The following is a 13,590-nucleotide window of genomic DNA, read 5'->3' as shown; positions in this document are numbered from 1 at the left end:
TTTATATATATGCAAAGATACATGATTATTGGTAAAAAAAGCAGTAGGATACAACATAATCTTTGCGATTATGTTATTTTTGTCTTCTGTTATAGACAGATAATGATATGATACGTATACTACATACTGCCGATTGGCATTTAGGACAGACATTTTTTGGTTACGACCGCGCGGAAGAACATAAGGCTTTTCTTGATTGGCTGGCCGAAGAAATCCGACAAAACGAGATTGATGCATTGGTTATAGCCGGAGACGTGTTTGATGTTTCCAATCCTTCTGCTGCGTCTCAGCGCATATATTATGAGTTTATTTATCGGGTGACTGCGGAGAATCCGAAACTGCAAATTGTGATTGTTGCCGGTAATCATGACTCTGCGGCGCGTTTGGAAGCTCCTCTGCCTTTGTTGCAGGCGATGCGGACGGAAGTCAGAGGGGTAGTGCGCAAATTGGAGGGCGGAGAGATTGACTATGATCATTTGACAATAGAATTGAAGAATAGAGAAGGGGAAGCAGAAGTACTTTGTATGGCTGTTCCTTTTTTGCGGCAGGGAGATTATCCGGTAGTGGAGACAGAAGGAAATCCATATATGGAAGGAGTTCGAGAACTTTATGCGCGACTTTTGCAAAGATTGTGGGCACGCCGGGAAACGAATCAGGCTATTCTTGCTGTCGGTCATTTACAGGCTACCGGATCAGAGATTGCCGAGAAGGATTATAGCGAACGGACAGTGATTGGTGGTTTGGAATGTGTATCACCCGATACTTTTTCGGAAAAGATAGCGTATACGGCTTTGGGACATATCCATAAAGCACAGCGGGTATCCGGCAGGGAGAATGTAAGATATGCCGGAAGTCCGATTCCTATGTCTTTTGCCGAGAAGCATTATCATCACGGAGTGGTGATGGTGACTTTAGATGAAGGCTGTGCGGTTGATATCAGAAGGATAGAGTGTCCACAATCCATACCTCTTATCAGTGTGCCGGGTGGAGAGGCTGCTTCACCGGAAAAAATAATAGAAATAATAAGAGACTTACCGGAGGTGGATGGAGAAGCTCCTTATCTGGAAGTCAAGGTTTTGCTTGAAGAACCGGAACCTATGCTTCGTCAGGAAATAGAAGAGGCATTGGCTGGTAAGAAATATCGTCTGGCACGTATCGTTTCTGCTTATCGTCAGGAAGAAAGAGTGGAAAAGGAGGCTGATGGCTGGAAAAAGGGATTGCAGGAAATGTCTCCGTTGCAGATTGCTCAATCTGCATTCGAAAAGGTTTATCAGACGGAAATGCCTGTAGACTTGACTGATTTATTTCAGGAAGCATATATTTCCGCAACTCGTAAAGAAGAGGAGGAAGGAGAATGAAAATTATAGCAATAAGATTGAAGAATCTGACTTCGATAGAAGGCAGTGTTGAAATAGATTTTACGGTGGAACCGTTATCTTCGGCTGGTATATTTGCAATTTCCGGTGCTACAGGAGCGGGAAAGTCGACTTTGTTGGATGCTCTGTGTCTGGCATTATATGATAAGGCTCCCCGTTTTGCGGCTTCGGTGGAGAGTATCAATCTGGCAGATGTGGGAGATAACCAGATCAATCAGTCAGATGTGAGAAATCTGCTTCGTCGGGGGACGAGTGACGGATATGCGGAGGTCGATTTTCAAGGAGTGAACGGACATCGATACCGTTCCCGGTGGTCGGTCAGACGGACAAGGAATAAGGCGAGCGGTTCTTTACAGCCTCAAGTGTTGGAGGTGAAAGACCTGGATACGGAAAAAGAATTTCAGGGAACGAAGAAAGAACTGCTGGCACAGTTAGTGGAGTTGGTCGGTTTGACGTATGAGCAATTTACCCGTACCGTATTGCTGGCACAAAACGACTTTGCAACTTTTTTGAAATCCAGAGGGGCAGCGAAAGCGGAACTACTGGAGAAATTGACGGGAACAGGAGTTTATTCCCGCATCTCTCAGGAGATTTTTGCCCGGAATAAGGCTGCACAAGAAGAGGTGACGATGATTCAAAGTAAGATGAGTGTGATTGAGTTGTTGCCGGAGGAAGAACTTTTAACCTTGCAGAATGAGAAAGAACAGTTAGTTGAGAAACGTGCGGCAGGGATTAAATTGCTGGCAGAACTGAATGCGCAATTGAATGTGGTCCGTTCATTGAAAACGCAGGAAACTCTTTGGATGAAAAAGCAGCAGGAAGAGCAGGAGGAACTGAATAAACAAAAGAATCTACAGGATGCTTTGGTTGTTCAGGAAGAAGGACTGATTCATTTTAAAGCACAGTGGGAAGCGATACAGCCGGATCTGAAAAAGGCACGTCAGCTGGATGTACAAATACAGTCGCAGCAGGCGGGGTATATACAGTCTCAACAAATTTTGCAGGCTGCCCGTCAGCAGGTGGCGGATCAGGAGAAGAAATCTGAATCTGCGGTAGAGCAGTTACGGATCTCCTATCATTCTTTGAGTCGTCTGTTGAATCGTACGGATGTGGAGTCACTGCAGCTGGAACAGATTGAAGTCATCCTTAATGAGGAAAAGGATACACTGGAAACATGGACAAAGGTGAATGAAGAACGCCTTGGCCGGTTAAATTCTTTCGGTTATCCTTCTTTGGTAGATGAACAGGGTAAAATTCAAAAAGAACTGACGCGCTTGCAGAATATAAAGAAATTGACTGAAGAACAATCGAATGCGAAGCAGGATATAGAGAAACTAGAAAAGGAAGTGACTGCTTGTACACAGCAGTTGGCAGAGCAGGATGCTGTAGTTAAAGCCTTGCAGCGGCTTTATGAAAATGCCCGTATGGCGGTAGGAAAGGATGTGAAAGCATTGCGTCAGCAGTTGCAGGAAGGGGAGGCTTGTCCGGTTTGTGGAAGTACGACACATCCTTATCATCGGGAACAAGAGGTAGTGGATACTCTTTACCGGAATATGGAACAGGAATATAATACCGCAGTGTCTGCTTATCAGCAGATAAATAATCGCAGCATTGTCCTGCAACGAGACTTAACCCATCAAAGGGCAACTGAGGTACAGATAAAAGAACAGTTGTCCGTTTTGCAACAAGAAGGATTGCCGGCTGGAGAGGAAGAACAGATACAGAATCGGTTAAATGAGTTGGCGGAACGTATTTCAGCTTATCAGCATCTGTATGCGGAATGGCAGCAGAACGATGAGAAAATAAAGAAATTGCGGACACACTGTGATGCTCTGCGTGAGAATGTCTCGCAGTGTCGTTTGGCTGCGCAAAAGGTATCAGCCGCTAAAGAACAGTCGGCTATTTTACAAAAAGCAGCTGTTGATGAGCAACAAAGATTCGAAGTGATCGCTAAAGCGTTGGATGCACTCCGACAGGAACGTTCTTTGTTATTAAAAGGGAAGAGTGCGGACGAAGCTGAGGCTGCTGTTGCCCGAAGAGAAAAAGAATTGAATGAGGCGTTGGAAAAGGCTCGTAAACAAGTGGAGGGAGTACAAAACCATCTTTCCGGCCTGCAGGGAGAAATGAAACAGTTGTCCGTTGTCATTGAAGAACTTCGGGAGCAACAGAAAGGTATTGAATTTCCGGAACAGCTTCCTCAGGCTATAGCGAAACAGCAGGAAGATAATCTTAATACGGAACGTACGTTGTCGACTGCGGAGGCACGTCTGTTGCAGCAGGCAAAGAATAAAACAATCTTTGAGCAGATAACCAAAGAACTTACCGAAAAACAGGCAGTTGCCGTACGTTGGGCTAAATTGAATAAATTGATTGGTAGTGCCGACGGTGCTAAATTTAAAGTCATAGCCCAAAGTTATACTTTAAATCTGTTATTGCTTCATGCCAACAAACATCTGGCTTATCTTTCCAAACGGTATAAGTTACAGCAAGTTCCCGATACACTGGCGCTTCAGGTGATTGATTGCGATATGTGTGACGAGATACGTACGGTATATTCGCTTTCGGGAGGTGAATCTTTCTTGATTTCACTGGCACTTGCATTGGGCTTATCTTCGCTTTCGAGCAATAATTTGAAAGTAGAATCCCTGTTTATCGACGAAGGATTCGGCTCGTTGGATGCTGACAGCCTGAGAACAGCCATGGAAGCTTTGGAGCAGCTACAGATGCAGGGACGGAAAATCGGCGTCATTTCCCATGTACAGGAAATGAGTGAACGTATTTCAGTTCAGGTGCAGGTACATAAGAAGATCAATGGAAAAAGCGTGCTTACCGTCGTAGGGTAAGCACCGTTATTTCCGGCCATGCACCGAAGCGAAAAGGAAGTCCGACATAGCCGATGCCTTCATTTACGTACAAACCACGTGTCCCTTCCAGATACATCCCGCTCCATTCGGGATAGATATAAGAGGAAGGAGAATGATTCCCGAATTTTAACTGCATAGCGTGGGTATGCCCTGCCAGCATTAAATCGATGTCTGTTTGTGGGAGTACTTCCCGTCTCCAGTGGGTAGGGTTATGGCTTAAAAGTATCTGGAACATTCCTTCGGTTCCCCGCATCGCTTCGGGGAGGTCAGCATATTGGGAGAAAGGCGGTTCTCCTTCGTTTTCAACTCCAATAAGGGCGATACTGTCGCTGCCCTGAATCAGAATCGTATGAGAATTATTCAATAACTTCCAGCCCATAGCGGCTTGTCTTTGCAGGAGATCATTCAGATTATCGTCTTGCTCTTGCTGGCTTTTCCAGCGGAAATAAGGGCCGTAATCATGATTTCCTAAAATGGAGTAGACTCCATCTTTGGCTTTCAGTCCGGACAGTATATCTTGAAAATCATTTAGTTCGACTGCACGATGATTAACCAGATCTCCGGTAAAGACAATAAGATCGGCCTGTTGCTCATTCACCAGTTTTACTAACTTCTGAATAGCGGAAGTATTTCCCTGCCAACTTCCGATGTGAATATCTGATAACTGGACAATACGGTATCCATCGAAAGCCGATGGAAGCTTGGGCGAGGAATAAGTTACCTCTTTGACGTCAAACTGCGTGCGTCCGATAAAAGACCCGTAGATGATCATTGCGATAGAAATCACGGCTAATGTCAGCCCGGTACAGATAAAGGGAGTTCGGGGCCACCGTAGCCATTTGTGGAAAGGTACCCCGATAATCGTGCAGAGAGACAGCAATAGTTTAGGAGCCGTAAACAGGAAGAAAAAGATGGAAAACCATCCAATAGCCTGTGTATGGCGTTCGGCAAAGGCGTTATTGGAGAAGTAAACCAGATAAAGTAATCCTGTGGATAACAGGAAAGCAGGCAGCCAGTAGAGGATTCTCAGCCAGCGTTTTGCCGTCAGATGAACGATAAATCTGAGATACAGATAAATGTCTGGTAGAATAAGGAAAATAAGTAAAAATATAAATAGGCGTTGCAACATAACAGCACGGATATTAAATTTTTAGTTGAAATATGCGAAGCATCTGACTCTGGTCAACTGTCTATGATTTTAAGTTCGTCCAGGTTCTTCTTGATTTCCTGAATACGGTTCAGGAATTTCTTGCGATAAATCCACAAGATCAGCCCCAGCCCAGCTCCCCAAAGCAGGATAAAAAACAGAATGATGGCTATTCCATATTGCCATATCTGCCAATAAATAAATGAGAGTACTGCCAGTATAAGAAGGAAAGCAGTAGCAATCAGACGTTCCCGAATCATCCATCGGTGGATGCGGTTGACACGACTGATCACTTCTATCAGAGGCATTTCGTCCACTTTCGTCTGTTGTAGAAAACGGGTGGTGGTGATGTCCCAGTAGAGTGCGGGAATCCACGATAGAATGATAATGATATAGATCGGATTCAGTCTGCCGTGCAACAGGACTTCCAGCAGGAATAAGACCAATACCGGCAAAGAAATCAGGATTAGTTTGATATTCAGCCGGGCAATGGCATGGATACCTTTGTCTGCATGTCCTATCAGTTTGCCAAGTTCTTCCTCTTTGATCAGCTCCTTGTCTTTTAAGTGCTCATCCAGGGCATTCCATGATTTTTTCAGTTCTTCCAGTTCCATATATGATTACTCCTTTTTCATTTTTTTTAGTTTGTCTTTGATACGGCTCAGTTTGGTAGCCACATTGGTCACCGTCAGTCCGGTGATCTCCGCAATATCTTCGTAACTTTTGTCTTCAAGATAAAGCAGGATAATTGATTTGTCGAGTTGTCCCAGCTGATTGATCATTTGATAAAGTTGCCTCAGCATTTCGTGGATCGGGTCATGTTCCTCTATCATCCAGTCCGCTTCGCGGGTGAGGGTGACGATTTCCGGTACATTCTTTTCTTTGCGGAAAAAGCTGATACACGTGTTCAGAGCGATGCGGTAAATCCATGTGGACATTTTGCATTCTCTTCTGAACTTGGGATAGGCTTTCCAGAGGTTGAGTATTACATCCTGATAGAGGTCATTGAGCGGGGCGTTAGGATTGGTATATAAGTAACATACCTTGTAGATCACCCGTTCATATTCGCGGATGACCGATAAGAACTCCTGTTCAATAGGGTTGGTTGCCTCTGTTGTTCGTTCTCTCATGAATTAAATGGGTTACTTTTCTGGTTAGTTAGTCGTGCGAAAAGGAGAAAAATCACAAGTAAACGAAAGTTATTGCAGATTGGCAGCCAGGAATTTTCGCATTTCCTCCGTACTTTTTCCCCGACGGCGGGCATAGTCTTCGAGCTGGTCTTCTCCTATCTTTCCGACAGAGAAGTATTCGGCAGCCGGATGGGCAAACATCAGACCGCAGACCGAAGCATGAGGGTACATGGCACCATTCTCGGTCAGTGTGATGCCTATCTGTTTCATATCCAGCAGTTCGTCCAACAGGAAATTGATGGATTGATCGGGCAGGGACGGGTAGCCTACGGCAGGGCGAATCCCTTGATATTTCTCGACCAACAGATCGGGCATTGACAGACTTTCATCTTTGGCGTATCCCCACGCTTCTTTGCGTACATATTCGTGCATCTTTTCCGTAGCAGCTTCTGCCAGACGGTCGGAAAGAGTCTGGACGAGTAAATGTTTGTAGGGATCCTGCTCGTACAGGCCTTCCATATCTGCATCTATGCAAGAAGCAAAGGCACCTATTGTATCCGGAATGCCAGAAGAAAGAGGGCGGATAAAGTCACTCAGGCAAAGGAACGGGCTTCCATCCCGTTTAGGCGTCTGCTGGCGGAGCAAAGGGAAAACTAGGAATTGACCGGTTTCTTTTTCAATCACCAGGTTATCTCCGTCCGAGTTTGCTTTGCAAAGTTTGAAGATAGTTCTCACTTCATAATCCTTGTCAAGTAAATCCAGCATCCGGTTGGCCTCCTTAAACAGTTGCATAGCTTCGGAAGCCTTGTTGCGGTCTTCTTCCGGAAAAGTAGTCAGCCATGAAGCACGGCAGACATCGCAACCGTGAATGTTGGCGATCGCTGCGAAACGAGGTTGGAATCCCCATGCATGGAAAAAGTAAATCCAATTGATGTAGGGGGCGACGTTATGTATCTTATAAGATAAAATCATATGTTTATAAGTGACGAGTTGCTGTTTATCTGAATCTTAACTCCTGTCCACGATAATTCTCGTCAATGGTTCCGTTATCATATAACAGATGACCGTTCACAAATGTTTTTTCTACTTTCCAGTGGAAAGTATGACCTTCCAGCGGGCTCCATTTACATTTGCTCAGGATGCAGTCTGTGGTAACAGTCCACGCACTGTCGGGACGAACCAAAACCAGATCCGCCTGATATCCTTTCCGGATAAATCCGCGATTACGTATCTCATACATTTGTGCAGGAGCATGAGACATCTTCTCTACTACCTTTTCGATGCTGAAAGCGCCTTTGTCTGCCAATTCGAGCATACTAACCAAAGAGAATTGTATGGTCGGCATGCCGGACATGGCTTTTAATGCACCTCCTTCTTTTTCGCTCAGTAAGTGCGGAGCATGGTCGGTCGCAATAGCGTCGATCAGACCGCTGTTGACTGCCTCCTGCAAAGCCTTCCGGTCTTCTGCCGTTTTGATGGCAGGATTACATTTGATGCGCGCTCCTAAGGTCTGATAATCTTCTTCGGTAAAAATTAGATGAGACACACACGCTTCGGCAGTAATACGCTTCTCTGCCAAAGGTGCTTTGGAGAATAAACTCAGTTCTCTGGCAGTAGAAATATGCATAATATGCAGACGCGCATTGGTCTCGCGTGCCAATTGTACCGCCAAAGCGGAAGAACGGTAGCAAGCCTCTTCCGAGCGGATGACCGGATGAAGTGACAAAGGTACATCGTCACCGTATTCTTTTTTATATTTATCCGTATTCTCTTTGATGATTCCCTGATCTTCACAGTGTGCTGCAATCAGTAAATCCGTACCTCCGAAGATATTGCGCAGACTTGCCATCCGGTCTACCAGCATATTTCCCGTACTGGAACCCATAAATAACTTCACCCCACATACCCGGTTTTTGTCCAGCTGACTGAATAACGGATAATTATTGTTAGTCGCTCCGAAATAACAGGAGAAGTTGACAGATGATTTTTCCGCCAGCAAAGCCAGTTTGTCATTCAGCGCCTCCAAAGTTGTGGTCTGAGGATTTGTGTTCGGCATATCCATGATCGAGGTAACTCCTCCGGCTGCCGCAGCATGGCTTTCCGTTGTGATATCTGCTTTATGAGTCAGCCCCGGATCGCGGAAATGTACGTGCTCGTCAATAGCCCCCGGCAAAAGATAACAGCCGGATGCGTCAATCGTTTCGTCACAAGGCATGGCAGCCTCTTGTCTGTCAACTAAGATCTCAGCAATCTTCTCACCTTCAATAACAACAGATCCCGGAACTTTTCTTCCTTCGTTGACAATTACGGCGTTTTTTATCAGTATACGTTTCATTTCTTTTGCGGGAATTTATGGAACCAACTATTTATTTTTAACTTGATCACTCCGAATATGGCTTCTCCAAAGATACTGCTGTTCATCTTGGAAGTTCCCAACTCACGGTTAATGAAGATGACGGGGACTTCTATGATTTTGAATCCGCATTTGTAAGCAGTGAACTTCATCTCGATCTGAAAAGCATATCCTTTGAAGCGAACATGGTCCAGATCGATTGTTTCCAGCACCTGACGGCGGTAGCATACAAATCCGGCAGTCGTATCATGCACCGGAATACCGGTAATGAAGCGGACGTACTTGGAGGCAAAATAAGACATCAGCACCCGTCCCATCGGCCAGTTGACTACATTCACACCACTTACATAACGGGAGCCGACAGATACGTCTCCTCCTTCTTTTGCACAAGCTGCGTACAAACGGGGCAGATCATTCGGGTTATGGCTGAAATCGGCATCCATCTCGAAGATATATTCGTATGCGTGCTCCAACGCCCACTTGAATCCTGCGATGTAAGCAGTACCCAATCCTAACTTCCCTTTGCGCTCGATCATAAAGAGGCGTTCGGGGAATTCCTGTTGCAAAGTTTTCACAATGCTTGCAGTGCCGTCCGGAGATCCGTCTTCTATAACCAGTATGTGGAATACCTTGTCTAAACCGAAAACGGCACGGATAATATTTTCTATGTTCTCCCGTTCATTATAGGTCGGGATAATAACGATGCTATCTGATAATTGCATAGAAGTCCTATTTTTAAGACAAATGTAGCGCTTTTCCTTTAGTTATAGAGGGACTAAGGATAATTTAACGCGTTTGTATTTGTTCCCCGGTGTGAAACTATTGGTTTCATGCCTTGAAACTTTTAGTTTCATTGTTTGAAACCAATAGTTTCAAGGCTTGAAACAATCTTGAAGAAGAAAACTTCGGTGTGACTATATCAATCCCGGTTCTTTTTTCGTACTTTTGCGGTGAAATTTTATAGCTATGACAATAACTGAGTTGCAACAACAATATGCTGCTCATCCTAATACGGCAGTCATGGAACGACTGCTGAAGGATGCGTCCGTTCAAACTATTTTTTGCGGGGGCTTATGTGCTTCTTCCGCTTCTCTTTTCTCTTCTGTATTGGTGAAACAAGATGTGTGTCCGTTTGTCTTTGTACTGGGCGATCTGGAAGAGGCGGGCTATTTTTATCATGACCTGACACAAGTACTGGGAACAGAGAAAGTGTTGTTCTTCCCGTCTTCATTCCGCCGTTCCATCAAGTACGGACAAAAGGATGCGGCCAACGAGATTCTGCGTACAGAAGTACTGAGCCGGTTGCAGAAAGGAGAAGAAGGTTTGTGCATCGTTACCTATCCGGATGCGCTGGCAGAGAAAGTGGTATCCCGCAAGGAATTGAGCGATAAGACCTTGAAACTGAATGTGGGAGAGAAGCTGGACACTACTTTTATCACAGACGTGCTGCATAGCTATGGTTTCGAATATGTGGATTATGTGTACGAGCCGGGACAATATGCCGTTCGGGGTAGTATCATTGATGTCTTTTCGTTTGCTTCGGAATATCCTTATCGTATTGACTTTTTCGGTGACGAAGTAGAGAGTATCCGTACATTTGAAGTAGAGTCGCAGTTGTCCCGTGAGAGGAAACAGGGAGTGGCTATAGTCCCTGACCTGGCAGTGACGGGAGATGTGACAACTTCTTTTCTTGATTTCATTCCTAAAGAAACCGTTTTGGCAATGCGTGACTTCCTTTGGTTGCGCGAGCGTATCCAGGTAGTGCACGATGAGGCTTTGACGCCACAGGCTATTGCCGTACAGGAAGCCGAAGAAAATGGCGGTATCACGCTGGAAGGCAAGCTGATTGACGGCAGTGAATTTACGGTACGTGCCCTCGATTTCCGCCGGATGGAATTTGGGAATAAACCGACCGGTACGCCGGATGCAAAGATCTCTTTCCATACTTCCGTACAACCTATTTTTCATAAGAACTTTGATCTGGTGGCCGGTTCTTTCAAGGACTACCTTGAACAGGGATATTCACTTTATATCTGTAGCGACAGTACCAAGCAGACCGACCGTATCAGAGCCATTTTTGAAGACCGGGGAGATAAGATTCAGTTTACTCCTGTAGTACGTACGATACATGAAGGCTTTGTGGATCATACGCTGCATCTGTGTATTTTTACGGATCATCAGCTGTTCGACCGTTTCCATAAGTACAACTTGAAAAGTGACAAGGCCCGTTCGGGTAAGGTCGCTCTGTCCCTCAAAGAATTAAATCAGTTTACTCCGGGCGATTATGTGGTTCACACGGATCATGGTATCGGTCGTTTCTCCGGTTTGGTACGTATTCCGAATGGAGATACTACGCAGGAAGTGCTGAAACTTGTCTTTCAGAATGAGGATGTCGTGTTCGTTTCCATCCATTCCCTTCATAAAGTTTCCAAATATAAAGGTAAGGACGGAGAAGCTCCGCGACTGAACAAACTGGGTACCGGTGCCTGGGAGAAACTGAAAGACCGTACGAAGGCGAAAATTAAAGATATTGCCCGCGACCTCATTAAACTATATTCGCAGCGCCGTCAGGAAAAGGGTTTCTCTTACAGCCCCGACAGCTTCTTGCAGCGTGAACTGGAAGCCTCCTTTATCTATGAAGATACACCCGACCAAAGCAAGGCGACGATGGAGGTGAAGGCCGATATGGAAAGCGACCGTCCGATGGATCGCTTGGTGTGCGGAGATGTGGGTTTCGGAAAGACAGAAGTAGCGATCCGTGCAGCGTTCAAAGCCGTAGCCGATAATAAACAGGTGGCGGTCCTTGTGCCGACGACCGTCCTTGCCTATCAGCATTTCCAGACATTCCGTGAACGTTTGAAGGATCTGCCCTGCCGGGTGGAATATTTGAGCCGTGCCCGTACGGCAGCTCAGTCCAAAACCGTATTGAAAGGACTGAGGGAAGGAGAAGTCAGTATTCTTATCGGCACCCACCGTATTTTAGGAAAAGATGTTCAGTTTAAAGATTTAGGCTTGCTGATCATTGATGAAGAGCAGAAATTCGGAGTCTCTGTGAAGGAGAAGCTGCGACAGTTAAAGGTGAATGTGGATACATTGACCATGACTGCCACACCGATTCCGCGTACGCTTCAGTTCTCGCTGATGGGAGCCCGCGACCTGAGTGTAATCTCTACGCCCCCGCCTAACCGCTATCCGATTCAGACAGAAGTACATACCTTCAATGAGGAAGTGATTACGGACGCGATTAATTTTGAGATGAGTCGCAACGGTCAGGTTTTCTTTGTCAACAACCGGATTGCGAACCTTCCGGAACTGAAAGCGATGATCGAACGTCATATTCCCGATTGCCGTGTTGCTATCGGGCATGGACAGATGGAACCCACACAACTGGAACAGATCATTTTTGACTTTGTCAATTATGACTATGATGTGCTTTTGGCGACTACTATTATAGAGAGCGGTATCGATATCCCGAATGCCAATACGATCATCATCAACCAAGCGCAGAACTTTGGTCTGAGTGACCTCCATCAGATGCGTGGACGGGTAGGGCGCAGTAACAAAAAGGCTTTCTGCTATCTGCTGGCACCTCCGTTGAGCAGTCTGACGGCAGAAGGAAAACGACGCTTGCAGGCGATTGAGAACTTCAGTGATTTGGGGAGTGGCATCCATATCGCTATGCAGGATTTGGATATACGTGGAGCCGGAAACCTGCTCGGAGCAGAGCAGAGTGGCTTCATTGCCGATCTGGGGTACGAAACGTATCAGAAAATCCTAGCCGAAGCAGTTCATGAACTGAGGAATGATGAGTTTGCAGAATTGTATGCAGATGAAATAAAGGGAGAAGGTCAGATCAGTGGAGAAGAATTTGTAGACGAATGTCAGATAGAAAGCGATCTTGAACTTCTGTTGCCGGCCACTTATGTAACAGGCAGCAGCGAGCGTATGTTGCTTTACCGCGAACTGGACGGGCTGACGCTGGATAAAGACGTAGATGCCTTCCGTTTCCGCCTGGAAGACCGCTTCGGACCTGTTCCGCCGGAAACGCAGGAATTGCTTCGCATCGTTCCCCTCCGTCGCTTGGCGGCGCGATTGGGAGTGGAGAAAGTCTTCTTGAAGGGCGGACGTATGACGCTATTCTTTGTCTCCAATGCGGATAGTCCGTTCTATCAGAGTCAGGCGTTTGGCAAAATGATAGATTACATGATGAAATATACCCGGCGCTGTGACCTGCGTGAGCAGAACGGCCGACGGAGTATGCTGATAAAGGATGTGACTAATGTGGAAACTGCCGTTAGTGTGTTGCAGGAGATTGTAGCGTTGCCGGTGAAAGAACAGGATGATCATTAATTGTCAATAAAGAAGGAGAAATACAATCAGTATATTGTTTGTTATAAATGTATGAATATATTTTCGTCTGATGCCTTTTTTCTGTCATCTGTGATTTTTGTTTTCTCTTTCTTATACAAGTTACTTCATAAACTCGCATCACATTTATAATAAATAGTGAGGACGTTTATTATAAACGGGTCCCAAGTTTATTATAAACTATATTTTGCCAAATTCTTCGGAATGAGAGGAATTAATTAAACAAAATGGGGTGAAATCCTTGCGGACTTCACCCCATTCTTACTCCTTACAATGTACTCTCATACATGTAAATTATATCTTTATGTCTTTATATTTGTACGTTTCATGCTTTTAATTCCGGATTTGTTTC

Annotated in this window: 9 protein-coding genes; 3 read left to right on the top strand and 6 right to left on the bottom strand. The window is 45.4% G+C overall.

Annotated elements, in window-relative coordinates; all coding sequences use genetic code 11:
- Nucleotides 1-107 precede the first annotated feature (107 nt).
- Together DW640_RS03520 and DW640_RS03515 are read left to right on the top strand one after the other, a co-directional pair.
- Nucleotides 108-1,358 (top strand): exonuclease SbcCD subunit D C-terminal domain-containing protein, encoded by a 1,251-nt coding sequence (locus DW640_RS03520; RefSeq protein ID WP_117577369.1) that lies wholly within the window; start codon nt 108-110, stop codon nt 1,356-1,358.
- Complete coding sequence (locus DW640_RS03515) at nt 1,355-4,219, top strand: AAA family ATPase (RefSeq protein WP_117577367.1); 2,865 nt, start codon at nt 1,355-1,357, stop codon at nt 4,217-4,219. Before DW640_RS03520 ends, DW640_RS03515 begins: the two co-directional genes overlap by 4 nt.
- Here the strand turns inward: DW640_RS03515 and DW640_RS03510 are convergent.
- From DW640_RS03510 to DW640_RS03485, 6 genes are all read right to left on the bottom strand, one after another.
- Nucleotides 4,203-5,369, bottom strand: coding sequence for a metallophosphoesterase (locus tag DW640_RS03510; RefSeq protein ID WP_117577365.1), 1,167 nt, complete (start codon nt 5,367-5,369; stop codon nt 4,203-4,205). The genes DW640_RS03515 and DW640_RS03510 overlap by 17 nt on opposite strands.
- Before the next feature lie 53 nt (nt 5,370-5,422).
- The gene (locus DW640_RS03505; RefSeq protein WP_008760546.1) at nt 5,423-6,001 is read right to left on the bottom strand and encodes a membrane protein; all 579 of its coding nucleotides are present in this window, start codon (nt 5,999-6,001) and stop codon (nt 5,423-5,425) included.
- Nucleotides 6,002-6,007: 6 nt separating this feature from the next.
- Nucleotides 6,008-6,517 (bottom strand): RNA polymerase sigma factor, encoded by a 510-nt coding sequence (locus tag DW640_RS03500; RefSeq protein WP_008760547.1) that lies wholly within the window; start codon nt 6,515-6,517, stop codon nt 6,008-6,010.
- A gap of 69 nt (nt 6,518-6,586) precedes the next feature.
- Nucleotides 6,587-7,489, bottom strand: coding sequence for a vitamin B12 dependent-methionine synthase activation domain-containing protein (locus DW640_RS03495; protein WP_022471886.1), 903 nt, complete (start codon nt 7,487-7,489; stop codon nt 6,587-6,589).
- Nucleotides 7,490-7,514: 25 nt separating this feature from the next.
- The gene (locus tag DW640_RS03490; protein ID WP_117577363.1) at nt 7,515-8,852 is read right to left on the bottom strand and encodes a dihydroorotase; all 1,338 of its coding nucleotides are present in this window, start codon (nt 8,850-8,852) and stop codon (nt 7,515-7,517) included.
- Nucleotides 8,849-9,592 (bottom strand): polyprenol monophosphomannose synthase, encoded by a 744-nt coding sequence (locus tag DW640_RS03485; protein ID WP_008760550.1) that lies wholly within the window; start codon nt 9,590-9,592, stop codon nt 8,849-8,851. The genes DW640_RS03490 and DW640_RS03485 overlap by 4 nt, the downstream gene beginning before the upstream one ends.
- Before the next feature lie 244 nt (nt 9,593-9,836).
- On the opposite strand from DW640_RS03485, the gene mfd reads away from it, so the two are divergent.
- Nucleotides 9,837-13,220: a transcription-repair coupling factor gene (gene mfd, locus DW640_RS03480; RefSeq protein WP_072066560.1), complete on the top strand. Its 3,384-nt coding sequence runs from the start codon at nt 9,837-9,839 to the stop codon at nt 13,218-13,220.
- Nucleotides 13,221-13,590 lie beyond the last annotated feature (370 nt).

The sequence above is a fragment of the Bacteroides sp. AM23-12 genome, assembly GCF_003434395.1.
GTDB classification, from domain to species: Bacteria; Bacteroidota; Bacteroidia; order Bacteroidales; family Bacteroidaceae; genus Bacteroides; species Bacteroides thetaiotaomicron.
The sequence above is the reverse complement of the archived record's forward strand: the minus strand, read 5'-3'. Positions and strand labels throughout refer to the sequence as shown.

Coding starts and splice junctions, on each gene's coding strand:
- DW640_RS03510 (WP_117577365.1), bottom strand. CDS start 5,369: ATGTTGCAACGCCTATTTATATTTTTACTTATTTTCCTTATTCTACCA.
- DW640_RS03495 (WP_022471886.1), bottom strand. CDS start 7,489: ATGATTTTATCTTATAAGATACATAACGTCGCCCCCTACATCAATTGG.
- DW640_RS03485 (WP_008760550.1), bottom strand. CDS start 9,592: ATGCAATTATCAGATAGCATCGTTATTATCCCGACCTATAATGAACGG.
- DW640_RS03500 (WP_008760547.1), bottom strand. CDS start 6,517: ATGAGAGAACGAACAACAGAGGCAACCAACCCTATTGAACAGGAGTTC.
- DW640_RS03505 (WP_008760546.1), bottom strand. CDS start 6,001: ATGGAACTGGAAGAACTGAAAAAATCATGGAATGCCCTGGATGAGCAC.
- mfd (WP_072066560.1), top strand. CDS start 9,837: ATGACAATAACTGAGTTGCAACAACAATATGCTGCTCATCCTAATACG.
- DW640_RS03515 (WP_117577367.1), top strand. CDS start 1,355: ATGAAAATTATAGCAATAAGATTGAAGAATCTGACTTCGATAGAAGGC.
- DW640_RS03490 (WP_117577363.1), bottom strand. CDS start 8,852: ATGAAACGTATACTGATAAAAAACGCCGTAATTGTCAACGAAGGAAGA.
- DW640_RS03520 (WP_117577369.1), top strand. CDS start 108: ATGATACGTATACTACATACTGCCGATTGGCATTTAGGACAGACATTT.